Genomic DNA, 23753 nt, shown 5'->3' with positions numbered 1-23753 from the left:
AGTTTGCGCGAGACCCCGCCGTAGTCGAGCACCGCAGGTTGCCCGTAGCGAAGCGTAGGGACCCAGACTGCGGGTCGCCTTTTCTTTGGTGACTTTCTTTTGGCGAAGCAAAAGAAAGTTACTTGCCGCCGGGCAACCCCCGGCCAGCAAAACTCAGAAGAGCGCGCACCGCCGGAGCAAGACCCGGCCCCCCATTACCTTGGCAAAAACAACAACCAATAAATCAACAAAACATTCACCACCACACTAACCGCCAACAACAACTTCCACAACATCACCGGATCCCGCTCAATCAAGGGCGTCCCCTGCGGCGCAGTCAGCGGCCGCGACGCACCCCGCTCCAGCGCCAGCAACAGCTCTTCGGCGGTTTCGAAGCGCCGGCGCTTGTCGCGCGCCACGGCTTTGAGCACCACGTGGTCCAGCCAGATCGGTACTTCGGGGTTGATGCGGCTGGGCGCGACGGGGTCGCGGTAGTAGCGGCCGGCCTGGTAGGGCAGCACCTCGCCATAGGGCAGGCGGGTGGTCAGCAGCTGGTACAGGGTGACGCCCAGCGCGAACAGGTCGCTTTGCGCGTCGGGCAGTTCCTCGGGCCCATCCGCGGCGGCGGCGCTGAAGCCCCATTGCTCGGGGTTGATGAAGCTGGGCGTGCCGGCGTGCAGCTTGCGCATGGCTTCGGGTTCGCGGCCGCTGAGCGCCACGCCCAGGTCCAGCAAGCGTAATACGCCGTCTTCGCCCTGGTGCAGGTTGGCGGGCTTGATGTCGCGGTGGATCACGCACTGGCGGTGCAACCGTCCCAGCGCGCGCGCCGCCTGGGTGGCGACGCCCAGCACCTGCTCGACGCTGAATTTGTGCCTGCGGTCCAGCTGCTGCTGGAGTGTCTCGCCGCTGTGCCAGTCATACAGCAGGTAAAACGCGCCGCGCTCCTGGCCGTTGGGCAGGCGGTCGTGGAGGTTAACCAGGTGCGCCGCCGCCCTGCCCGACTGCATGCGCAGGGCCAGCCAGGCTTCGTGGGCCAGCATGGCGCGTTCTTCTTCGTCGTGCGAGCGGGCGGGGTTCAGGGTCTTGAGGGCATACAGCACCCGCGTGGCGGGGTCGCGCACCTGGTAGAGCACATTGATGCCGTTGTCGGCCACCGGGGCCGTCACCCCTAGGCCGTCGATCACGTCACCCACCTTCAGGCGCGGCGGAATGGGCAGGGTCTGCGCGATGCGGGTCACGTCCTGCAGCGTAGCATCCAGCAGGCCGCGCACGCGCACCACCAGTGCCGTCACGTTGTCGTCGCTGCCGGCGGCCAAGGCGGCGTCCACCAGGCCCTGGCTGGCCACCTGTGCGCCGCCGGCTTCCTGGAGGCCGGCGAAGTCCTTCAGCCGCGCATCGCGCAGCACGCCGTGCACACCGTCGGTGACGAGGACGAACACATCGCCCACCTGCAGGTCGCCCTGCATGTAGTCGACCACCACATGGTCTTCTGCGCCCACGGAACGCAGCAGCTGGTGCTTGAAATCGGGATGGTTGACGGCATGGTCGTGCGTGAGCTGCTGCAGCGTACCGCCGCGCAACAAATAGGCCCGCGAATCGCCCACGTGCGCCAGGGTGTAGGACTGCCCGCGCAGCACCAGCGCCGTGAGGGTGGTCAGGCCCATGGCCGGCTGGCGCCGGCGGTTGATGCCCGCCAGCCAGGCATTCTGCGCGCCGATGATGCGGTCCAGGGCCACCGTGGTGTCCCAGGTCTCGGGCGTGCCGTAGTAGTCGCGGACCAGGCTGGTGACGGTGGTTTGCGCCGCTTCGCGGCCCATGCCGCCGGTGCTCACGCCGTCGGCGATCGCGACGATGGAGCCCATGCCCTCATAGCCGGGCTCGGGCAGCATGGCCGCGCAGAAATCCTCGTTGCTGCTTTTGCGGCCTGCGAGGGTTGCGAAGCCAATGTCCAGATCAAATGCCATGCACCAATGTAAGCAAGTTCAATGCCCGATATTGGTGCATTGCAGCAATCAGCTCATGCACACAAAGGGTGAAGGCTAACCGACCAACATCTGCATGCTGCGCTCGTACTGCACCGAAAGCTGCTCAAAGACGTCGAGCAGTTCTTCACTGGCGGTGGCCAGCCCTTCAAGGCGCTTGGCGTCTTTGCCTTTGGCGATGCTTGCTGCGCCTGCTCGCATCTGCGTCCAACCCGCAGCCGCCTTGTCGAGCGACGCACGAATCTCTTTACTGGTCAGCGGGATGTCGTTGAGGTACTGCAGCGCCTTCTCGAATGCCGCCTGCGACTCGGCCATGCCCGCCTCACTGCGTTGCGAGACGGCAGCACCGCCCAAGGCCTGGAGCAGCGCGTATTTCGCGAAACGCTGGCTCAGCATGCGCTGGCGCCCGGCCAGGTTGAGCATTTGCAGCGGCGGCATGGCGCCGGCGTTTTCCAGGCTGCCGGTCATGCGTTCGGCTTCCTGCAGCAGCAGTTCGGCCAGCTCATCCAGATGCGCCATCTCACCGGCGGCTGGACTCCCTTGCAAGGCAGGCTTCAGGCGGGTCCAGGTCACCGTGACCTGCCCCAGCAAGTCGCCAAAAGTGGGCTGCGACAGGCTTTTGCCGAGGGCGGCGATGTTGGCGTCGATGCGCAGCACCGACTCCTTCAGCAGCTCCGTCACGCGTTCGGCCTGCACCCCAGCCAGCCGCAGCAGGGCCAGCTTGACCAGGCGCTGCGACAGCATGCGCAGCTGGCCGGAGCGGTTGACGTCTTCGGCGAAGCGCGCCGAATGGATGATGTGCTGCGACACTTGGCCCAGGCGCTGGTTGGTGTGCATGGAGGCCGTCCGCAGGATCTGGAAGGCATCGTCGTCGGACACCTGGCGGGCTCGCATCAGGATGCCCTTGGCGCGGTCCACCACCTTGCGCTCTTCCAGCCGGCTGGCGACATCCTTGATCTGCCCTTGCAGGGCCTGCTCGCGCTGAAAGCGTGCCTGGGCCAGATGGATCAAAGGCCGCAGGCGCTGCGAGCCGTAGCCGTTGACCACATAAGCATGAACACCCACTTCCAGGGCGCGCGTGATCTTGGCGGCATCGCTGTCGGTGGTCAACACGATCACCGGGCATGGGGCGGTGTCACTGACCACCTGCAGCAGCCTGAACAGGTCTTCGCCCGGCAGCGCATCGTGGCAAATCACCACATCGGGTGCCTGGCGCAACACCTCTTGCACCAGTTTGCTGCGCTCGCTGACGACCGCCAGGACCTGGATGCCGGCCGCTTCCAGGTCAGCTACCAGCGGATTGCCGCCGGCGGGGCCGTTGAGGTGTACCAATGCGGAAGTCATACAAATCAATAGGTTGAGAGGGAAAACAGGGTAAATCAGAACGCAAGTCGCGGGCCATGCGCCGGTTGCAGCCGGCGGTGCGCATCGCAAGCCAATGATATGGCACAAGTTTTGCATTAGCCATTGCGGGCGTAACGACGCGCCCGACCTTAGCGAATGCACTGCGGGTCCTGCGTACAACGACGTACGTAATGGTGTGCCTCATACCGGGCTTTAAGCCCGGGTCCCTGTTTGACCGGGAGAGAGCATCATGAATTTCACCTTGTTTCCGACAAGCCGGACCGGCTTGCAAGCCCCGACAGGCCGCGTGGACGCGTGCGTGCGCGACCTGCGCAGCACGGCCGTGGCATGACGTTTGCACCTGAATATTGAATCCACTGGAGTAGCCCCATGAAAAAATCAAAACTGGTGATGGTCGGAAACGGCATGGCCGGCGTGCGCACCCTGGAAGAATTGCTCAAGGTCGCCCCCGACCTGTATGACATCAGCGTCTTCGGCGCCGAGCCCCATCCCAACTACAACCGCATCCTGCTGTCGCCCGTGCTGGCCGGCGAGCAGACGCTGGACGAGATCGTGCTGAACTCGTGGGACTGGTACAAGGACAACCACATCACGCTGCATGCCGGCAAAAAAGTGGTGGAAGTCGACCGCATCAAGCGCGTGGTGCGCGCCGAGGACGGCACCGAAGAGGAATACGACCGCCTGCTGATGTGCACCGGCTCCAACCCCTTCATCCTGCCTGTGCCGGGCAAGGACCTGCAGGGCGTGATCGCTTACCGCGACATCGCCGACACCAACGCGATGATCGATGCGGCGAAGAAATACAAGAAGGCGGTCGTCATCGGCGGCGGCCTGCTGGGCCTGGAAGCGGCCAACGGCCTGATGCTGCGCGGCATGGAAGTCACCGTGGTCCACGTGATGCCSTGGCTGATGGAGCGCCAGCTCGACGACGTGGCGGGCAAGCTGCTGCAGAAATCGCTGGAAGACCGCGGCCTCAAGTTCCTGATAGGCGCGCAGACCCAGGAGCTCACCGGCAACGATGAAGGCCGCGTGAAGTCCATCAAGTTCAAGGACGGCAGCGAAGTGGCCACCGACCTCGTGGTCATGGCGGTGGGCATACGCCCCAACACCCAGCTGGCCGAATCCATGCGCCTGCACTGCAACAAGGGCATCGTCGTCAACGACACCATGCAGACCGTCACCGACGCGCGCATCTACTCGGTGGGCGAATGCGCGGCGCACCGCGGCATCGCCTACGGCCTGGTCGCGCCGCTGTTTGAACAGGCCAAGGTGGCGGCCAACCACCTGGCGCAGTTCGGCATAGGCCGCTACTCGGGTTCGCTGACCTCCACCAAGCTCAAGGTCACCGGCATCGACCTGTTCAGCGCCGGCGAGTTCATGGGCGGCGACGGCGCCGAGGAAATCGTGATGAGCGACCCCTTCGGCGGCGTCTACAAAAAGCTGGTGATCAAGGACGACAAACTGGTTGGCGCCTGCCTCTACGGCGACACCGTGGACGGCAGCTACTACTTCAAGCTGCTGCGCGACGGCCGCAGTGTGGCCGACATCCGCGACAAGCTGATCTTCGGCGAGTCCAACCTCGGCGATGCCGGCCACGAAGGCCAGAACAAGGCCGCGCTGATGTCCGACGACGCGGAAGTCTGCGGCTGCAATGGCGTCAACAAGGGCGCGATCTGCAAGGCCATCAAGGAAAAAGGCCTGTTCACGCTCGATGAAGTGCGCAAGCACACCAAGGCCAGCGCCTCCTGCGGCTCCTGCACCGGCCTGGTCGAGCAGATCCTGATGTTCACGGCCGGCGGCGACTATTCGGCCACACCCAAGCTCAAGGCCATGTGCGCCTGCACCGACCACGGCCACCAGGCGGTGCGCGACGCCATCCGGGCCAACAAGCTGCTGAGCATTTCGGACACCTTCAAGTTCATGGATTGGAAAACGCCCAACGGCTGCGCCACCTGCCGCCCGGCCGTCAACTACTACCTGATCAGCACCTGGCCCAAACAGGCCAAGGACGACCCGCAAAGCCGTTTCATCAACGAACGCAGCCATGCCAACATCCAGAAGGACGGCACCTACAGCGTCATTCCGCGCATGTGGGGCGGCGAGACCACGGCCAGCGAACTGCGCCGCATCGCCGACGCAGTGGACAAGTACAAGATCCCGACCGTCAAGGTCACGGGCGGCCAGCGCATCGACCTGCTGGGCGTGAAAAAAGAGGACCTGCAGAATGTCTGGAAAGACATCGGCATGCCTTCCGGCCACGCCTACGCCAAAGCCCTGCGCACGGTAAAGACCTGCGTGGGCAGCGAATGGTGCCGCATGGGCACGCAGGACAGCACGCAGATGGGCAAGGACCTGGAACGCGCGATGTGGCGCATGTACGCGCCGCACAAGGTCAAGTTCGCCGTCAGCGGCTGCCCGCGCAACTGCGCCGAATCCGGCATCAAGGACGTCGGCATCATCGGCGTCGATTCGGGCTGGGAGATGTACATCGCCGGCAACGGCGGCATCAAGACGGAAGTGGCCCACTTCTTCACCAAGCTCAAGACCGCGGCGGAAGTCCTGGAATACACCGGCGCCTTCTGCGAGCTCTACCGCCAGGAAGGCTGGTACCTGGAGCGCACGGTGCACTACGTGAACCGCGTGGGCCTGGACTATGTGAAGAAAAAAATCCTGGAAGACCACGAAGGCCGCAAGGCGCTGTGGGAGCAGCTGCAGTTCGCGCTCGACGGCGAACCGGATCCCTGGTTCGACCTGAAAGAAGCGTCCGTGGACACCCGCCAGTTTGAAAAACTCGCTCCCGCCTAACCGCTTCATCGCTTGCTCGCCTGAAGCCGAATTGAGAGATCACTATGTCTGAATGGAAAAAAATCTGCCTGGTCACCGACATCCCGGTGCTCGGCTCGCGCCGTGTTTCACGCGCGAAAGGTATCGACGTGGCCGTGTTCCGCAATGACCAGGACCAGGTGTTCGCATTGCTGGACCGCTGCCCGCACAAGGGCGGCCCGCTGTCGCAGGGCATTGTGTTCGGCACCAGCGTGGCCTGCCCGCTGCACAACTGGACCATAGGCCTGGCCGACGGCTGCGCCCGGGAGCCCGACGAGGGCTGCACCCCCAAGTTCAGCTGCAAGGTGGAAACCGGCCAGGTCTTCCTGGACGCCACCGAGCTGGACACGCTGGCGCTGGACCTGCAGCCGCCGCGCGCCGGCCCGGGCGCTTCCGCGGGCGCACTCGGCGACGAGAGCTTCAGCGTTCAGGCACCCCACACCGCGTGATTTGAAGGCGCCCCCGAACCTCCATGACTGATACTCGATCAACCTGTCCTTATTGCGGTGTCGGCTGTGGAGTGATTATTGAGTCACAAGATAACGAGATCACGGGTGTGCGCGGCGACCCGGATCACCCGGCCAACTTCGGCCGGCTCTGCACCAAGGGCTCGACGCTGGCGCTGACCGCCTCGGCCGCCGTCACGCGGCAGACGCGCCTGCTGCAACCGATGCGGCGCGAGCACCGGCACGAGGCGCCCCAACCGGTGTCCTGGGACAGCGCGCTGGGTTTCGCCAGCGAAAGTTTTGCGCAGATCATCCGCGACCACGGCCCCGATGCAGTGGGCTTTTATATTTCGGGCCAGTTGCTGACCGAGGACTACTACGTCTTCAACAAGCTGGCCAAGGGCCTGATAGGCACCAACAACGTCGACACCAACTCGCGCCTGTGCATGAGCAGCGCGGTCGCCGGATACAAGCAGACGCTGGGCGCCGATGCGCCGCCCGCCTGCTACGACGACGTGAACCATGCGCAGTGCATCTTCATTGTCGGCAGCAACACGGCCTACGCGCATCCCATCCTGTTCCGGCGCATCGAAGACGCCAAGGCCGCCAACCCGGCGCTCAAGATCATTTTTTGCGACCCGCGCCGCACCGACACGGCCGAGATCGCCGACCTCTACCTGGGCATACAGCCCGGCACCGACGTCTCGCTTTTCAACGGCATGCTGCACATCATGCTGTGGGAGGGCTGGACCGACGCGGCCTACATCGCGGCGCACACCACGGGTTTTGACGCGCTCAAGGCCACGGTGCGCGACTACACGCCCGACCTGGTGGCCGAGACCTGCGGCATCAAAAAAGAAGACCTGCTCGCCGCCGCCAAGATGTTCGCGACCTCGGCCGCCACGCTGAGCCTGTACTGCCAGGGCCTGAACCAGTCCAGCAGCGGCACGGCTAAGAACGCCGCCCTCATCAACCTGCACCTGGCCACCGGCCAGATCGGCAAGCCCGGCGCCGGGCCGTTCTCGCTGACCGGCCAGCCCAATGCCATGGGCGGGCGCGAGGTCGGCGGCCTGGCCAACCTGCTGAGCGCGCACCGAGACCTGGCCAATCCTGAGCATCGCGCCGAGATCGCCGCCTTGTGGGGCGTGCCCTCAGTGCCGGAGAAACCCGGCAAGACCGCCGTCGAAATGTTCCAGGCCGCCGCCGACGGCGAGATCAAGGCCTTGTGGATAGCCTGCACCAACCCGGCCCAGTCCATGCCCGACCAGGCCACGGTGCGCCGAGCAATGGAGCGCGCCGAGCTGGTGATCGTGCAGGAAGCTTTTGCCACCACTTCGAGCTGCGACTATGCCGACCTGCTGCTGCCCGCCACCACCTGGGGCGAAAAAACCGGCACGGTGACCAACAGCGAACGCCGCATCAGCCGCGTGCGGCCGGCCGTGGCCGCGCCCGGGGAAACGCGCCATGACTGGGCGATTGCAGTGGACTTCGCGCAGCGGCTGGAGGTTTTGCTGAAGGCGGCGGGTTCCCGTCCCGGCCTTCCCTCTCCGGAAGAGAACGACAGTGAGGCCCCACCCCTTCCGCGCCCCACCCTTTTCCCCTACCCCCTGCAAGATGCCGCCCTCGCCGTGGAGGTCATCTGGAACGAACACCGCGAATCCACCCGCGGCCGCGACCTGGACATCACCGGCCTGAGCTACGCGCTGCTTGAGGAAGAACCGCGGCAGTGGCCCTTCAAGCCGGGCGACACGGCGGGCAAGGCCAGGCTGTATGAAGACGGCGTCTTCCCCACCGCCGACGGCAAGGCCCGCTTTGCCAACACCGTCTACAAGCCGGTGGCCGAGCCGCGCGAATCGCGCTACCCGTTTTCGCTGACCACCGGCCGGCTACGCGACCAGTGGCACGGCATGAGCCGCACCGGTACGCTGGGCCGTCTGTTCGGCCACGTGGCCGAGCCGGCGGTGCAGATGAACGCCCAGGACATGGCGCGCCGCCTGCTAAAAGACGGCGACCTGGTGTACGTGACCTCCAAGCGCGGCTCCATCGTGGTGCCGCTGCAAGCCTCGCCCGAAGTGGCGGTCAGCCAGGCCTTTATCGCCATGCATTGGGGCGAGGAGTATTTGAGCGGCCAGTCCACCGGCGGCACACCGCTGGCCGGCGTGAATGCGCTGACCACCTCGGCCTATTGCCCGAGCTCCAAACAACCCGAGCTCAAACACGCGGCCGTCAAGATCCTGAAGGCCGAGATGCCGTGGACATTGCTGGCCATGGCGTGGCTGCCGGAGGGCGACGTGTTGACAGCGCGCGAACAGCTCAAGCCCCTGATGGCGCAATTTCCTTTCACCAGTTGTGTTCCGTTTTCGAACAACACACCACTGGCTGATCGCGGCCGCGAACGCAGCGGTGTGCTGTTTCGCGCCGCCAGCCATGAGACGCCGCCCGACGAAGTGCTGGCGGCGCTGGAACGCATCTTTGGCCTGGATGCGCCGGACGTGCTGCGCTATGCCGATCGCAAAAAGGGCCAGCGCCGCACCATGCGGCTGGTGCGCAACGGAAGCGATGCCCACCTCGCGGGTTTTGTGCTGGCGGGCGACACCAGCGCCCAGGCCTGGATCAGGACCCTGCTACAGGACGAGCTGGCCGCGCAATCCTATGGCCGGCTGCTGCTGCTGCCCGGCGCCAAGCCGCCGGTGGCGGTGCAGTCGCGCGGCAAACCGGTCTGCACCTGCTTTAACGTGAGCGACATGGCCATCGATGAGCATCTGGCCTTGCTCGGCCATGGAGGCGGCGGTGCCGGCCACCTGCATACCGACGAGGATCGGCTGGCTTCGCTGCAGGCGATGCTCAAATGCGGCACCAACTGCGGTTCCTGTGTCCCCGAACTCAAACGCCGGGTGCGGTCGGTGCGCACGGAAGCTCAAGTCCTCACCGCCCCACCGCGCACCGTGATCCCGATCCGGCAGGTCGTTTAAGCTCATAACAAGAAGTTATCTGCATTCGCGGACAATCACGCTTATGGGTATTAGCCAGTACATCAAGGAAATCGGGCGCGGCAAGGACGGCGCCCGCGCCCTGACGCGCGAGCAGGCCACCGACCTGATGGGCCAGGTGCTGGACGGCACGGTGACCGACCTTGAAATCGGCGGCTTTTGCCTGGCCATGCGCATCAAGGGTGAAACACCCGAAGAAATGGCGGGTTTCCTCGACGCGCTGCACCAGCGCCTCGCGCATTTCCCCGCGACCGAAACCCCCACCGTGGTGCTGCCCAGCTACAACGGCGCACGCAAGCTGCCGGTGCTCACGCCCCTGCTGGCCCTGCTGCTGGCGCGTGAAGGCGTGCCGGTCCTGGTGCACGGCACCCCCACCGAGTCGAGCCGGGTGTTCGCCTCCGAAGTGCTGCAGGCCCTGGACATCCATGCACTGTCGGCCGTACGCAAAATCGGCCTTGGCGAGGCGGTCTTCGCGCCGACCGAGTTGCTGCTGCCATCCCTCAAGCGCCTGCTGGACGTGCGCCGCGCCGTGGGCCTGCGCAACCCGGCGCACAGCCTTGTCAAGATCATGAGCCCCTGCTTGGGTAAAAGCCTGGTGGTGAGCAGTTACACGCACCCGGAATACGCGATATCGATGGCGCAGACTTTTGAGCTGACCGGCGCCAATGCCATGCTGCTGCGCGGCACCGAAGGCGAAGGCGTGGCCGACGCGCGCCGCATGCCGCAGATGGAGGCCTTCATCAGCGGAAAGCGCTCGCTGCTGCAGGAAACCCAGGCCGGCACGCTGGCTTCCCTGCCCGAGCTGCCCAAGACGGTGGACGCCGCCGCCACCGCGGCCTATATTCAATCGGTGCTGGCCGGCGACAAGCCGGTGCCACCGTCGATTGCCCGGCAGGTGGAACATATCTTGCAGCTGTTGCCTCAAATCAAATAAACCACCATGACCCACGGAAAAGTCACCCTAGTCGGCGCCGGACCCGGCGACCCGGAGCTGCTGACGCTCAAGGCCCTGAAGGCCATCCAGCGCGCGACCGTGCTGCTGGTGGACGACCTCGTGAGCGACGAAATCGTGGCCTTCGCGCAGCCCGGGGCGCGCATCGTCTACGTGGGCAAACGCGGCGGCTGCAAGTCCACGCCCCAGGCCTTTATTGAAAAACTCATGCTGATGGCCGCCCGCGAAGGCGAGGACGTGGTGCGGCTCAAGGGCGGCGACCCCTTCATCTTCGGCCGCGGCGGCGAAGAGGTCGAGCATCTGCGCGAGGCCGGCATCGAAGTGGACGTCGTCAACGGCATCACCTCGGGTCTGGCCGCAGTCACTTCGCTGGGCGTGCCGCTCACGCACCGCCAGCATGCGCACGGCGTGGTCTTCGTCACCGGCCATGCCAAGCCCGGCGACAGCGGCACCGACTGGAGAGCCCTGGCCGCCACCGCGCACAGCGCGCGCCTCACGCTGGTGATTTACATGGGCGTCAGTGGTGCGGAGCGCATCCAGGACGAGCTGCTGTCGGGCCTGCCGGCCGCCACGCCGGTCGCCGTGATCCAGAATGCGTCGCTGGCAACGCAGCGCCACATCACCACCACACTGGGCGCGCTGGGCGCCGCGATACGCGAGGCCGGCATGGCCAGCCCGTCCGTCATCGTCGTGGGCGACGTGATCAGCGGCGTGGCGCTCGCGGCAGCGCATCCCGACGCGGTCCGCGCGGCCTGAAGCGGGCCGGGCCCGGCCGGCACACGCGGTCACGGGCCGCGGCTACACTCCCGAAGTTAAAAACAACAGCAGAGGGAAAGACGCGATGCTCGAAAAACTCAACGACTTGACGGAAAGCCACGGCGAACTGCGCCGCGGCAAGGGCATCATGAGCGGCGTGATCGCGCTCAGCCTCGGCGTGCTGTGCTTCCTGGGCGTGCTGGCCTTTCATTTCCCCGAATACCTGACCACGCCCGAGCTGCGCAGGAGCTACAACGTCGACATCATCCGCATCGTGATGTTCACCTCGCTGGTGATCGCCGGCGGTATTTCGCTGGTCAACATCATCTTCAACCGCTCACGCTGGCTGGCTGGCGCCGCCTTCCTGCTGGTGGTGGCCACCGCGTTGCTGGGCGGACACAAGGTGCCGGTGAACGACTTCGCCGACAACACGCCCTACATCGGCCTGGACTGGTTCATCCTGGACCTGCTGGGCTCCTCGCTGATCTTCATCTTCATTGAAAAGCTGTTCGCGCTGCGCAAGGACCAGCCGGTGTTTCGCGCCGAGTGGCAGACCGACCTCCACCATTTCATCGTCAACCACATGATCGTGGGCTTCGTGCTGCTGGCCACCAACCTGCTGGTGCACAAATTCTTCGGCTGGGCCGCCAATGACGGCATCCGCGGCTGGGTGCAGGGCCTGCCTTTCTGGGGCGGCGTGCTGCTGATCGTGCTGGTGGCCGACCTGGTGCAGTACTGGACGCACCGCGCCTACCACGAGGTGCCCGTGCTGTGGCGCCTGCACGCCGTGCACCACAGCGCCAAGAGCATGGACTGGCTGGCCGGTTCGCGCCAGCACATCCTGGAACTGCTGATCACCCGCACGCTGATCCTCGCGCCCATCTACGTGTTCGGTTTTTCCAAGGAAGTGATAGACGCCTACATCGTGATCGTCGGCTTCCAGGCGGTGTTCAACCATGCCAACGTGAGCGTGCGCCTGGGCCCGCTGCGCTACATCATCGTCACACCCAACTTCCACCACTGGCACCACAGCCAGGACCAGGAAGCGCTGGACCGCAACTACTCGGCGCACTACGCCTTCATCGACTACCTGTTCGGCACGGCCGTCAAAAGCACCAAGCTCTGGCCGGAGCGTTACGGCGTGCTCGGCGACTATGTGCCCAACGGTTTCCTCAAGCAGCTCAAGTTTCCCTTCACCTGGAAGCCGTGAACCTGGCGCAATGGTTCAGGGATGGATTTGACACATCAATTTGACGCCGTCGTGATAGGCGCGGGCGCCGCCGGCCTGTTCTGCGCGGCCCAGGCAGGCCAGCGCGGCCTCAAGGTACTGCTGGTGGACCACAGCGAAAAAGTCGCCGAAAAAATCCGCATTTCGGGCGGCGGCCGCTGCAACTTCACCAACCGCGACGCCACACCCGCACAGTTCCTCAGCGAGAACCCGCACTTCTGCCGCTCGGCGCTGTCACGCTACACGCCGCAGGATTTCATCACCCTGCTACAGCGCCACAACATCCCTTTCCACGAAAAGCACAAGGGCCAGCTGTTCTGCGACCGCTCGGCCGAAGACGTGATCAACATGCTGCTGGCCGAATGCGAGGCCGGAAACGTCACGCGCTGGCAGCCCTGCGGCATCCAGGGCCTGAAGGGCCCTCAAGAGGCAGGCGGCCACTACGAACTTCAAAGCGACCGCGGCCTGGTCACGGCGCCGCAGGTGGTGATCGCCACCGGCGGTCTGTCAATTCCCAAGATAGGCGCCACCGATTTCGGCTACCGCATCGCGAAACAGTTCGGCCTGCGCCTGGTGGAGCCGCGCGCCGCGCTGGTGCCGCTGGCCTTTGACGGCGAAGCCTGGGCGCCCTATGCCCAGCTGGCCGGCCTGGCGCTGCCGGTGCTGATCGAAACCAGCCCGGCCGATGCGACGCCCAAACAGCGCAAAAAAGCGGTGGTTTTCTCGGAAGACCTGCTCTTTACCCACCGCGGCCTGAGCGGCCCGGCCGTGCTGCAGATTTCCAGCTTCTGGCGCGAAGGCCAGCCGATAAGCATCAACCTCGCCCCCGGCGTGGATCTGCCGGCCCTGCTGCTGCGCGCCAAGGCCAGCTCCAAAAAACTGATCGCCAACGAACTGGCCACCCTGGTGCCCAGCCGCCTGGCCGACGCCTGGGCCAGCACCGACCCGGCACTGCAAAAACCCATCAGCGAGGCGACCGATAAAGCGCTGCTGGGTTTGGCCGCACGCCTGTCGGACTGGCAACTGACGCCGAACGGCTCCGAAGGCTACCGCAAGGCCGAGGTGACTGTCGGCGGTGTCGACACGCGCGACCTGTCGTCGCAAACCCTGGAGTCGAAGCAGCCGGGGCTGTACTTCATCGGTGAAGTGGTGGATGTGACCGGCTGGCTGGGCGGCTACAACTTCCAGTGGGCCTGGGCCTCCGCGCACGCCTGCGCGCAAGCGCTGGCACCGGCGCACTAAGCCTGTTGGGCCTGCTGGGCCAGCTTCCACTCGCGCGGTGACTGGCCGCTTTGCGCCTTGAAGGCGCGCGACAACGCCGCCTCGCTGCCATAACCGACCTCGGCAGCAATCAGCTTGAGCGGCCGGTCGCGGCGCAGCGCCTGCTGCGCCAGCCCCACCCGCCAGCGCTGCAAATACACGCCGGGCGTGCAGCCGACCGTATCGCGGAACTGGTTGGCGAACACACTGCGTGACATGCCCGCATGATCAGCGAGCGCCTCCAGGCTCCACTCTTGCCCGGGACTCTGGTGCATCGCGACTAGCGCATGGCGCAGGCGCGGGTGCGAGAGCCCCGCCAACATGCCGGAGCGGGTTTCGCCGCTTTCCATCAGGTGCCGCAGCACCTGGATCAGCACCACGTCAAAAAGCCGGTCCAGCAGCGCCTGCCGGCCGCAGCGCTGCTCAAAAGCCTCTTCGAACAGCAGTTGCAGGACGCCTGCGGCGCCCTCGATCTGCGCCAGCGGCAGGCACACAAAGGACGGCAGCGCCGCGGCGATCGGGTTGGCCGCGCCGCCCTCAAAGCGCAGGTGCGCGCATACAAAGTCGGCGCCGCGCCGGCTATCCGTGATGAAGCGGTGCGCCATCGGCCTTGGGTAAAGCAGCAGGCAAGGGCCGCTGACGCGCATCACCTCGGCGCCGCCATGGCTGATGCCGACTTCGCCGCTGCGCACGAGGTGAAGCTGGCCGGTGCCCTCCTCCTCGCCCAACTCGTTGACGCCGCAAAGTGCGCCCGAATGGAACACATTCGCACTCACCGAGAAATGCCGTAGCAGGGCTTCAAGCCGATCGCTCATAAATACTCCAGATCAATTTTTTAGGATTATTAAACACTTATCGTATTTTGCGAAGCGTAAAGTTCGTTCTGTCGATCCCGACTTGTTGCAACCCTCTCAAAGGAACACCATGAACGCTCTCACCCGCCTCGCCGCCGCCGCCGCAATGGCCGCCGCCGTCACCGCCAGCCCCGCGATCGCCGCAGACGCCGCCGCAGCGCAACCCGCGGCGTCCGCCGCACGCAGCGCCAGCTACGTCACCACTTCGGACGGCGTGCAAATCTATTACAAGGACTGGGGCCCAAAGAATGGCCCCGTGGTGAGCTTCAGCCACGGCTGGCCGCTCAACTCGGACAGCTGGGAATCGCAGATGATTTTCCTGGCCTCAAAAGGCTACCGCGTCATCGCCCATGACCGGCGCGGCCACGGGCGTTCCAGCCAGCCCTGGGACGGCAATGACATGGACCACTACGCCGCCGACCTCGCGGCGGTGATCGACACCCTGGGCGTGAAAGACGTGACGCTGGTGGGTTTTTCGACCGGCGGCGGCGAGGTGGCGCGTTACATCGGCCGTTACGGCACTGCGAAGGTCAAAAAAGCCGTGCTGGTCAGCGCCGTGCCGCCCCTGATGCTGAAAACGGCGGCCAACCCGGGCGGCCTGCCGATCGAGGTGTTCGACGGCATTCGCCAGGGCGAACTGGCCAACCGTTCGCAGCTTTACCTGGACATCGCCTCGGGCCCGTTTTTCGGCTTCAATCGCCCCGGCGCCAAGGTCTCGCAGGGTTTGATCCAGTCGTTCTGGGTGCAGGGCATGCAGGCGGGCCACAAGAACACCTATGATTCGATCGCGGCTTTCTCGGCCACCGACTTCACCGAGGACCTTAAGCGCTTTAATGTGCCGACCCTGGTGATCCACGGCGACGACGACCAGATCGTGCCCATCGACGCCTCAGGCCGCGCCGCCGCGAAACTCGTGAAAAACGCCAGGCTGATCGTCTACCCCGGTGCGCCGCACGGCCTGGCCGACACCCACAAGGAGCGGCTCAACCAGGATTTGCTGGCTTTCATCAGAGAGTAAACCCACCCCCGTCCAGGCTCACTGCGTGTAGCCTGTTCCCCCCTCAAGGGGGCAGGCGCCTGCGGTCTGGCAAAGCCAGTCCCGCGGCCCCCACTGGGTAGACAGCCGACAGCCCCAAGGCGATGCGAAGCGAGCCGCCAAAGGCCAGCATGAGCCGCGGAACCGGCTTTGCCGGGCCGTAGGCGCTGTCCCCTGCAAGGGGAAAAGGGCTACACGCAGTGAGCCCGATAGGGGTTTGCCAATTATTCGGCTTTGCCGGGCCGCAGGCGGGCGGCCCCCTCTGGGGGCAGGGAGTTACACGAAGTGAACGACCGTGGGGGTGGTATATAATCCAAGGCTTTGCTAGCAAACCCGTGCCTGGCCTGATCCTGATCAGATCGATAAAGGCGCACCTTTTGGATCAATTGAACAATGACCACCATCCGTGTAAAAGACAACGAGCCCTTCGACGTGGCTCTGCGCCGTTTCAAGCGCACCATTGAAAAACTCGGTCTGCTGACCGACCTGCGCGCCCGCGAGTTTTACGAAAAGCCAACGGCAGAGCGCAAGCGCAAGAAGGCAGCCGCCGTCAAGCGCAACTACAAGCGCATCCGCTCGATGCAGTTGCCCAAGAAGCTGTACTAATCCTTTAGTACCGCCTCACGGCAACAAAAAGCCCGCACGAGGACGCTCTGCGGGCTTTTGTGCTTTCTGGCACCAGCCTTTTCCTATTCCCGCCCCTCAGGAGCCTCGAATGTCAGCCCTCAAAGACCAGATCACCGAAGACATGAAGACCGCCATGCGCGCCAAGGACAGCGAGCGCCTGGGCACCATACGCCTGCTGCTGGCCGCCCTCAAGCAAAAAGAGGTCGATGAGCGCGTGGTGCTGGACGATGCCGCCGTGGTCGCCATCGTCGACAAGCTCATCAAGCAGCGCAAGGACTCGCTGGAAGCCTTCCAGAAGGCCGAGCGCAAGGACCTGGCCGACAAGGAAGCTGCCGAACTGGTCGTACTGCAGGCCTACCTGCCCGCGCGCCTGAGCGCCGATGAAGTCGCCGCCGCCGTAAAAGCCATCGTGGCCGAGCTGGGCGCCAGCGGCCCCGGCGACATGGGCAAGGTCATGGGCGCGGTGAAAGCCAAACTGGCCGGCAAGGCCGACATGGGCCAGGTTTCGGCCGCCGTCAAGGCCGCGCTGGCAAGTTAAGCCCCCACGGTCGCTCACTTCGTGTAGCTTCCTACCCCCCTGGGGGCCGCTGCGCCTGCGGCCCGGCAAAGCCGGTTCCGCGGCCCCTGCTTGGCTTAAAACGTCCCTCGTCAGGAGCCCGCGACCTTCATGCGGTTGATGAGAATCGAGCCTACGGTTTTGGCGCCATAGTTGTACGCATCCGCGCCCACTGCCTCAATGCCCATGAGCATGTCCTTGAGGTTGCCGGCAATCGTGATTTCCTCGACCGGGAAGGCGATGCGGCCGTTTTCGACCCAGAAGCCCGAGGCGCCGCGCGAATAGTCGCCGGTCACGTAGTTCACGCCCTGGCCCATCAGCTCGGTCACGAAGAGGCCGCGGCCCAGCTTGCGCAGCATGGCGTCCAGGTCGTCCGCCGGGCGGGTCAGGCGGCTGGTCAGCACCAGGTTGTGCGAACCGCCGGCATTGCCGGTGGTGCGCATGCCCAGCTTGCGGGCCGAGTAGGTGCTCAGGAAGTAGCCTTCGACACGGCCGCCGGCCACCACCTTGCGCGCCTGGGTCTTCACGCCCTCTTCGTCGAAGGGCGCGCTGCCCTTGCCTTTGCGCAGGTGCGGGTCTTCGTTGATGTCGATGTGTTTCGGGAAAGCCGCCTTGCCCAGGCTGTCGGCCAGGAAGGTGCTCTTGCGGTACAGCGCGCCGCCGCTCACGGCCTGCACAAAGCCGCCCAGCAGGCCTGCGGCCAGCGGCGACTCGAACAGCACCGGGCACTGCGTGGTCGGGATCTTGCGGCTTTTCAGGCGCGCCAGCGCACGCTCGGCGGCGTAGCGGCCCACGGCCTCGGGGCGCGCCAGTTCAGCCGCGTCGCGCATGGAGCTGTACCAGGCATCGCGCTGCATCTGGTCGCCCTTGCCGGCAATCGGCGCCACCGAGATACTGTGGCGCGAACTGGCATAACCGCCGCGAAAGCCCTTGGTGTGGGCGCTGAAAAAATGGCTTTGCTGGGCCGACACGCCCGCGCCTTCGCTGTTGGTGATCAGGCGGCTGGTGCCCAGGGCGGCGGCTTCGCATTTCAGGGCCAGTTGTGCGGCCTGTTCGGAGTCTATGGACCAGGGGTGGAACAGGTCCAGCTCCCGGTGCACACGCGCGATGTCGCGGTCGTCGGGCAGGCCCGAGGTTTCGTCTTCCGCGGTGAAGCGCGCGATGTCGTAGGCTGCTTTCACGGTCTGCTCGATGGCGGCCTTGGAGAAATCGCTGGTCGCGGCATTGCCGCGCTTTTTGCCGATGTAAACCGTGATGCCCAGCGATTTGTCGCGGTTGCGTTCCACGTTTTCGAGCTCGCCCTTGCGCACGCTGACCGACAGGCCGCAGCCTTCGGAAGCCTCGGCCGCGGCATCCGTGGCACCCAGTTTTTTGGCGTGGCCCAGCGCGGTGTCGACGAGGTCTTCGAAAAAATCGCGGTGGTAGCTGAAGCCGCTTTCGGGCTGCTGGGAGGGACGGGAAGCGGCGCGCTTTGCAGCGCCGGAACGAGAGGAAGCTTTTTGGGTCATATGGGTAGCTATGATACTGACTGCCATGAACAACAAGACTCCCAAGGCCATCAAGGGCTACTGGTCCAACGGACGCTTCGTCAAACCCGAGGAAATCGCGCTTGAAGAGGTCGGCCCGCCCAGCAAAACCCAGCTCAAGGCCGAGGCCGATGAAAAACAGGCACTCGGTGAAGCGCTGCTGACCCTGCGCGCCGACCTGATGGCGCGCCTGGACCTGCCCGACAAGCTGCGCGACGCGATTGCCGACGCCAAAAAGATCACCAATTTCGAGGGCAGGCGCCGCCAGATGCAGTTCATCGGCAAGCTGATGCGCCCGCTGGACCCGGAACCGATTCGCGAGGCGATCAACGAACAGCTCAACGGCTCGGCCGACCTGACGCTGGCCCTGCACCTGGCCGAGCAGTGGCGCGACAAGCTGATCGCCGACGACGCCGCGCTGGGCACCTGGCTGGAAGAACACCCCAGCACCGATTCGCAACAGCTGCGCGCCCTGGTCCGCCAGGCCCGCAAGGATGCAAAACCTGAAAAGCCCGGCGAAGCGCCGCGCCACGGCAAGTCCTACCGCGAAATCTTCCAGCTGGTGCGGCAAACCCTGGCGAAAGGCCCGGACGAGGCCGAGGAACCCCAGGCATGAGCCAGGCTTTTGAGGCGGTCAGGATCGGCATTGTCTCGGTCAGCGACCGCGCCTCGGCCGGCGTCTACGTCGACAAAGGCCTGCCCGCGCTCAAGGACTGGCTCACCCGCGCGCTGCGCAACCCCATCACTTTTGACGAACGCCTGATTCCCGACGAGCAGGCCGGCATCAGCGCCGCGCTGATCGCGCTGGTCGACGCCGACTGCTCGCTGGTGCTGACGACCGGCGGCACCGGCCCCGCGCCGCGCGACGTGACACCCGAGGCCACCTTGGCCGTCGCCCACAAGGAAATGCCCGGCTTCGGCGAGCAGATGCGGCAGATCAGCCTCAAATTCGTGCCCACGGCCATCCTGTCGCGCCAATGCGCGGTGATCCGCGACAAAAGCCTGATCCTCAACCTGCCCGGCCAGCCCAAGTCCATCCAGGAAACCCTCGAAGGCCTCAAGAACGAGGCCGGCGAAGCTGTGGTGCCCGGCATCTTTGCCGCTGTGCCCTATTGCATAGACCTGATAGGCGGCCCCTACCTCGAAACCGACCCGGCCGTCTGCAAGGCCTTCCGGCCGAAATCGGCCATTCGTACACCAGGCACACCGACACCATGACCCCCCAGCCGCCGTCCGCGATCGAGACGGCCGCCGGGCTGGCTGCAGGCACGCTGGACGCCGCCGACCTGCTCACAGAAACTTTTGCGCGCATAGACGCGACAGACGCCACGCTGCGCGCTTTCACCACCCGCCTGGACCTGCCCACGGCGCTGGCCCAACTCCCTGCCCTCACAGGCCCGCTGCAAGGCTTGCCCGTGGCCCTCAAGGACATCTTCGACACCCGCGACTTCCCCACGCGCTACGGCTCGGCGCTCTACCCGGCTGAACCGGCACGCGCCGACGCGGCCATGGTCGGTGTGATCCGCCGCGCGGGCGGGCTGCTGATCGGCAAATCCAGCACCACCGAATTCGCTTTCCTCAAGCCCACGGCCACGCTGAACCCGAATGCACCGGGCCGCACGCCGGGCGGCTCCTCGGCCGGCTCGGCGGCGGCGGTCGCGGCGGGCCTGGTGCCTTTTGCCATCGGCACGCAGACCGGCGGTTCGGTGATACGCCCGGCGTCTTACTGCGGCGTCACCGGCTTCAAACCCAGCTTCGGCCTGATGCCCACGGCCGGGCTCAAATGTTTTTCCTGGTCGCTGGACACGGTCGGCCTGTTCGCCGCCAGCGTGCCCGAGGTGGCCTGGTTTGCCCAGGCGCTCAGCGGATGTGCGCTGGCGCTCGATGCCCAGCCGTCCCCGAAACCCTGGGTGGTCGGTGTGCCCGAAGCCTATCCCTGGGCCGAACTGTCCCCAAGCGCCCGGCAGGCACTGGAAGCCGGCAGCAATGCATTGAAGGCAGCCGGCGCGGACGTGAGGCGCATCACCCTGCCCGCCTGGATCAAGGACGTGTTCGACGCGCAGGACACCATCCAGGGCTACGAGGCCTGGCGCAGCCTGGCCCATGAAGTCGACCGGCACCCTGAGGCCCTGTCGGACATCCTGCGCAACTACCTGCTGGCGGCCCGCAACATCACGCCGGTCGCCTATGAGGCCGCGCAACGCACTGCATCAGAAGGCCGCAAAACCTGCGCGGACTGGTTTGAAGGCTTCGACGTGCTGATGACACCCAGCGCGCCCGACGAAGCCCCTGCGGGCTATGGGAGCACCGGCACGGCAATTTTTAACCGCGTCTGGACGCTGCTCGGCGTGCCTTGTGTGAATGTGGCGGGTGCCAGAGGTGTGAACGGATTCCCCATGGGCCTGCAGATCATTGGCGCGCCACACGCCGATCGCAGCTGCCTGCAGGCGGCGGACTTTCTGGAACGCGCCCTGAAAGCTCGCTAAAAGCAGAGCCTTATTTGCCGACCAGCTGGTTCAGCTTGTCGGCCTCAAACGTCTCCGTCAGCGCCGCGTCCTTGGGCACGCAGTCCTTGTTCATGGCGGTTTGCGGGCCGGAGAGCTTTTCAATCGCCTGCCACAGCAGGGCGATCTGGTGCTCCTGGCCGGACGCGTTGTCGATCAGGCCGCGCATGGCCTGCGACAGCGGGTCGTCGTCCAGCGTGATGCCGTAGGCCGAAAACTGCGTGGTCGAGACGTCGGCGCTTTCGCCGGTTTTCGACAGGATGATGCGCGCGGGAATGCCCACCGCCGTGGCCCCTGCCGGCACGGGCTTGATCACCACCGCATTGCTGCCGATCTTGGCGCCGTCGCCGACCACAAAACCGCCCAGCACCTTGGCCCCCGCGCTGACCACCACGTCGCGGCCCAGCGTCGGATGCCGTTTGGCGCCCTTGTAGAGCGAAGTGCCGCCCAGCGTCACACCCTGGTAAATCGTGCAGCCGTCGCCGATCTCGGCGGTTTCACCGACCACCACGCCCATGGCATGGTCGAAAAACACCCGCTCGCCGATCTTGGCGCCGGGGTGGATTTCAATGCCGGTCATCCAGCGCGAAATATGCGAGATGAAGCGGCCCAGCCACTTGAAGCCGTGGTTCCAGCACCAGTGCGCGCGGCGATGCAGCACCAGGGCATGCAGGCCGGGGTAGCAGGTCAGCGCTTCCCAGGCCGTACGGGCGGCGGGATCGCGGTCGAGGATGCACTGGATGTCGGAGCGGAGTCGGGAAAACATAGGCGAAGTCTACTGAGGGCGCGGGATGACTGCCGGAACGGCGTTTTTGCCCCCGGCTTCGGAGGCCTTTTGCAGCATGGCCTTGGCCACGCCGCGCAGGATGTGGATTTCCTCGGGGCTCAGTTGCGCGCGGTTGAACAGCTGGTTGAGCCGCGGCATCAGTTTTTTGGGCGAAGCCGGGTCCAGGAAACCTATGCCGGACAGAGCCTCTTCCCAGTGCTTCAGCATGCCGGCCACCGCCGCCGCGTCGGCCTGCGCGGGCTCGGCCGTCGCCGGCTGCACGCTGAAGCCGCCCAGCGCCTGGCGCCAGTCATAAGCGATCAGCTGCACCGCCGCCCCCAGGTTCAGCGAGCCGAATTTCGGGTCGGTCGGGATGCTGAGCGCCACATGGCAGCGGTAGACGTCCTCGTTCTGCATGCCGAAGCGCTCGGAACCGAACAGGAATGCCACCGACTCGGGCCTCGCGGATGTTTCCTTGTCCGGCTCGCCCTGCCCCAGCAAACCCGCAAAGTGCTCGCGCGGCGCACGCGTGGGCGGGCCGAAGTCACGCGGTGTCATGGCTGTGGCGCACAGGTGGGCCATACCGTCCAGCGCCTCGTCCAGCGTTTCCACGATGCGGGCATTCTTCAGCACGTCGAGCGCGCCGCTGGCCCGCTGTATGGTTTCTTCGCGGTTCAGCACATTGGCCCAGCGCGGCGCGACCAGCACCAGGTCCTCAAAACCCATGGTTTTCATGGCGCGGGCGGTGGCGCCGACATTGCCGGCGTGGCTGGTGTTGATCAGGATGAATCGGGTACGCATGGGACAGGATTGTCCTATGCGGATGGCTTCAGGACCTGGACCAGTGCCTTGATCTTCGGTGACATCGCGCCTTTGCGCCAGATCAGGTCGGTTTGCGCGCAGTCGCTGCCGGGCGGCAAGGCGTGCACGCTCAGGCGCGCGCGCTCGGGAAAAGTCGCCAGCACGCTGAGCGGCACCAGCGAGATGCCCATGCCCACCACCACGCAGCCCAGCATCGCATGGTAGGAGGTGATCTCAATGGTCTGCACCGGCATGCTGTTTTGTCCGGCATACCACTGCTCGAGCCGGGCCCGGTGCGGGCAGCCTTGCTCGAAGGCGACGATGCTGCGCGGGGGCTCGGCACCCCGGGAGGTGATGGCGGCATGGCCGGCTGTCGCCACGATCACCAGTTCCTCGCTATAGATCGGCTCGCGCTCGAAGGGGCCGTCGACGATGGGACCGGTCACCAGTGCGGCATCGATGGTGCCGGCCAGCACGGCCGCCGCCAGCTGCTGCGGGTTGCCGGTTTTGAGCGTCAATTTGACCTCGGGATACAGGCGCACAAAGTCGCTGAGCGGCCCGGGCAGGCGTACCGCCGAGGTACTCTCCATGGCGCCCAGCACCAGGGCGCCGCGCGGGCTGCCGTCCCGCACCGCATCGCGCGCCTCATCGGCCAGGGCCAGCAGGCGCTGGGCATAGTCCAGCAACACCTGCCCGGCCGGCGACAGGTGCAGGCGCTTGCCTTCGCGGATGAACAGCGGCGTCCCCAGCTTTTCCTCGAGTTGGCGTAGACGCGTCGTGACATTGGACTGCACCCGGTGCAGGCGCTCGGCCGCGCGCGTCACACCGCCGGCCTCCACCACGGCCCGAAAAATCACCAGGTCGCTTAACTCCATGAATCTCTCTTGAAGATACAAATAATCTTTATTATTCATTTTTCAGAATGCAATGTCACGCGTATCGTCCAGCCCTCAACACTTCAAAACACAAGGAACACCATGCCAAAGGCTTACTGGATCGTGCGCGTCTCGGTGCGCAACATTGACGAATACCCGCGTTACCTGACGGCGGCGCGGCCGGCTTTCGAGAAGTTCGGGGCGAGCTTCCTGGTGCGCGGCGGGGCTTACGAAAGCATGGAAGGCAGCTCCCGTGAGCGCAACGTCGTCGTGGAGTTCGCCGACATGGCGACCGCGAAAGCCTGCTACGCCAGTCCCGAATACCAGGCGGCGCGGGCCATACGCCAGCAGCATGCCGACGCGGATTTCCTGATTGCGGAAGGCGCCTAGCCGCGGCTTGTGGGGCTGTCCGGACGCGATATCGCCC

The 23753-nt window shown here is 65.3% G+C and carries 21 protein-coding genes; 14 read left to right on the top strand and 7 right to left on the bottom strand.

Features of this window, described 5'->3' with window-relative positions; all coding sequences use genetic code 11:
* Nucleotides 1-194: 194 nt before the first annotated feature.
* Both AC1D1Y_RS21185 and AC1D1Y_RS21180 read right to left on the bottom strand, forming a co-directional pair.
* Entirely contained in the window at nucleotides 195-1943 is a 1749-nt protein-coding gene (locus AC1D1Y_RS21185; RefSeq protein ID WP_477684083.1) for a bifunctional protein-serine/threonine kinase/phosphatase, read from the bottom strand.
* 75 nt (nucleotides 1944-2018) lie between these two features.
* Nucleotides 2019-3305 (bottom strand): type IV pili methyl-accepting chemotaxis transducer N-terminal domain-containing protein, encoded by a 1287-nt coding sequence (locus AC1D1Y_RS21180; protein ID WP_477654918.1) that lies wholly within the window; start codon nucleotides 3303-3305, stop codon nucleotides 2019-2021.
* Nucleotides 3306-3695: 390 nt separating this feature from the next.
* On the opposite strand from AC1D1Y_RS21180, the gene nirB reads away from it, so the two are divergent.
* The 7 genes from nirB to AC1D1Y_RS21145 all read left to right on the top strand — a co-directional run bounded on the left by nirB (nucleotide 3696) and on the right by AC1D1Y_RS21145 (nucleotide 13763).
* On the top strand, nucleotides 3696-6131 hold the full coding sequence (gene nirB, locus AC1D1Y_RS21175) for a nitrite reductase large subunit NirB (RefSeq protein WP_477684082.1): 2436 nt from the start codon (nucleotides 3696-3698) through the stop codon (nucleotides 6129-6131).
* A gap of 44 nt (nucleotides 6132-6175) precedes the next feature.
* Nucleotides 6176-6598, top strand: a complete 423-nt coding sequence (gene nirD / locus AC1D1Y_RS21170) for a nitrite reductase small subunit NirD (protein ID WP_477654916.1) — start codon at nucleotides 6176-6178, stop codon at nucleotides 6596-6598.
* A 23-nt stretch (nucleotides 6599-6621) separates the two neighbouring features.
* Nucleotides 6622-9567: a nitrate reductase gene (locus AC1D1Y_RS21165; protein WP_477684081.1), complete on the top strand. Its 2946-nt coding sequence runs from the start codon at nucleotides 6622-6624 to the stop codon at nucleotides 9565-9567.
* Nucleotides 9568-9610: 43 nt separating this feature from the next.
* Nucleotides 9611-10519, top strand: coding sequence for a DNA-binding protein YbiB (gene ybiB, locus AC1D1Y_RS21160; protein WP_477684080.1), 909 nt, complete (start codon nucleotides 9611-9613; stop codon nucleotides 10517-10519).
* A 6-nt stretch (nucleotides 10520-10525) separates the two neighbouring features.
* Nucleotides 10526-11293, top strand: a complete 768-nt coding sequence (gene cobA / locus AC1D1Y_RS21155; RefSeq protein WP_477684079.1) for a uroporphyrinogen-III C-methyltransferase — start codon at nucleotides 10526-10528, stop codon at nucleotides 11291-11293.
* Between the two features lie 85 nt (nucleotides 11294-11378).
* Nucleotides 11379-12503, top strand: a complete 1125-nt coding sequence (locus tag AC1D1Y_RS21150; protein WP_477684078.1) for a sterol desaturase family protein — start codon at nucleotides 11379-11381, stop codon at nucleotides 12501-12503.
* A 27-nt stretch (nucleotides 12504-12530) separates the two neighbouring features.
* Nucleotides 12531-13763 carry a BaiN/RdsA family NAD(P)/FAD-dependent oxidoreductase gene (locus AC1D1Y_RS21145; RefSeq protein WP_477684077.1) on the top strand — a complete coding sequence of 411 codons (1233 nt, stop codon included), beginning with the start codon at nucleotides 12531-12533 and terminating at the stop codon, nucleotides 13761-13763.
* Here AC1D1Y_RS21145 and AC1D1Y_RS21140 read toward each other — a convergent pair.
* Nucleotides 13760-14596 carry a cupin domain-containing protein gene (locus AC1D1Y_RS21140; RefSeq protein ID WP_477684076.1) on the bottom strand — a complete coding sequence of 279 codons (837 nt, stop codon included), beginning with the start codon at nucleotides 14594-14596 and terminating at the stop codon, nucleotides 13760-13762. The two genes, AC1D1Y_RS21145 and AC1D1Y_RS21140, sit on opposite strands and share 4 nt — an antisense overlap.
* Before the next feature lie 109 nt (nucleotides 14597-14705).
* Here AC1D1Y_RS21140 and AC1D1Y_RS21135 point away from each other — a divergent pair, with 109 nt between their 5' ends.
* The 3 genes from AC1D1Y_RS21135 to AC1D1Y_RS21125 all read left to right on the top strand — a co-directional run bounded on the left by AC1D1Y_RS21135 (nucleotide 14706) and on the right by AC1D1Y_RS21125 (nucleotide 16836).
* Complete coding sequence (locus tag AC1D1Y_RS21135; RefSeq protein WP_477684075.1) at nucleotides 14706-15653, top strand: alpha/beta fold hydrolase; 948 nt, start codon at nucleotides 14706-14708, stop codon at nucleotides 15651-15653.
* A 411-nt stretch (nucleotides 15654-16064) separates the two neighbouring features.
* The gene (gene rpsU, locus AC1D1Y_RS21130; protein ID WP_007872347.1) at nucleotides 16065-16277 is read left to right on the top strand and encodes a 30S ribosomal protein S21; all 213 of its coding nucleotides are present in this window, start codon (nucleotides 16065-16067) and stop codon (nucleotides 16275-16277) included.
* Between the two features lie 109 nt (nucleotides 16278-16386).
* A complete protein-coding gene (locus AC1D1Y_RS21125; protein WP_477654907.1) occupies nucleotides 16387-16836 on the top strand; it encodes a GatB/YqeY domain-containing protein in 450 nt (149 codons plus the stop codon).
* A 110-nt stretch (nucleotides 16837-16946) separates the two neighbouring features.
* Here AC1D1Y_RS21125 and pmbA read toward each other — a convergent pair whose 3' ends face one another.
* Complete coding sequence (gene pmbA / locus AC1D1Y_RS21120) at nucleotides 16947-18362, bottom strand: metalloprotease PmbA (RefSeq protein WP_477684074.1); 1416 nt, start codon at nucleotides 18360-18362, stop codon at nucleotides 16947-16949.
* A 25-nt stretch (nucleotides 18363-18387) separates the two neighbouring features.
* Between pmbA and yjgA the strand changes: the two genes are divergently transcribed.
* The 3 genes from yjgA to AC1D1Y_RS21105 are packed head-to-tail and all read left to right on the top strand — an operon-like array spanning nucleotide 18388 to nucleotide 20866.
* On the top strand, nucleotides 18388-18996 hold the full coding sequence (gene yjgA / locus AC1D1Y_RS21115) for a ribosome biogenesis factor YjgA (RefSeq protein ID WP_477684073.1): 609 nt from the start codon (nucleotides 18388-18390) through the stop codon (nucleotides 18994-18996).
* Nucleotides 18993-19598: a molybdopterin adenylyltransferase gene (gene mog, locus AC1D1Y_RS21110; protein ID WP_477684072.1), complete on the top strand. Its 606-nt coding sequence runs from the start codon at nucleotides 18993-18995 to the stop codon at nucleotides 19596-19598. The genes yjgA and mog overlap by 4 nt, the downstream gene beginning before the upstream one ends.
* Nucleotides 19595-20866 (top strand): amidase, encoded by a 1272-nt coding sequence (locus AC1D1Y_RS21105; protein ID WP_477684071.1) that lies wholly within the window; start codon nucleotides 19595-19597, stop codon nucleotides 20864-20866. Before mog ends, AC1D1Y_RS21105 begins: the two co-directional genes overlap by 4 nt.
* A gap of 10 nt (nucleotides 20867-20876) precedes the next feature.
* Here AC1D1Y_RS21105 and cysE read toward each other — a convergent pair whose 3' ends face one another.
* Genes cysE through AC1D1Y_RS21090 form a run of 3 tightly spaced genes read right to left on the bottom strand, consistent with a single transcriptional unit; the run spans nucleotide 20877 to nucleotide 23326 of the window.
* Nucleotides 20877-21650 carry a serine O-acetyltransferase gene (cysE, locus tag AC1D1Y_RS21100; RefSeq protein ID WP_477684070.1) on the bottom strand — a complete coding sequence of 258 codons (774 nt, stop codon included), beginning with the start codon at nucleotides 21648-21650 and terminating at the stop codon, nucleotides 20877-20879.
* 9 nt (nucleotides 21651-21659) lie between these two features.
* The gene (locus tag AC1D1Y_RS21095) at nucleotides 21660-22451 is read right to left on the bottom strand and encodes an RNA methyltransferase (protein ID WP_477684069.1); all 792 of its coding nucleotides are present in this window, start codon (nucleotides 22449-22451) and stop codon (nucleotides 21660-21662) included.
* Between the two features lie 14 nt (nucleotides 22452-22465).
* Nucleotides 22466-23326 (bottom strand): LysR substrate-binding domain-containing protein, encoded by an 861-nt coding sequence (locus tag AC1D1Y_RS21090; protein ID WP_477684068.1) that lies wholly within the window; start codon nucleotides 23324-23326, stop codon nucleotides 22466-22468.
* 102 nt (nucleotides 23327-23428) lie between these two features.
* Here AC1D1Y_RS21090 and AC1D1Y_RS21085 point away from each other — a divergent pair, with 102 nt between their 5' ends.
* On the top strand, nucleotides 23429-23716 hold the full coding sequence (locus AC1D1Y_RS21085) for a DUF1330 domain-containing protein (protein WP_477684067.1): 288 nt from the start codon (nucleotides 23429-23431) through the stop codon (nucleotides 23714-23716).
* Nucleotides 23717-23753 lie beyond the last annotated feature (37 nt).

It is taken from the genome of Polaromonas sp. P1_G1, from assembly GCF_056405595.1.
This window is presented reverse-complemented; position numbering and strand designations above follow the sequence as displayed.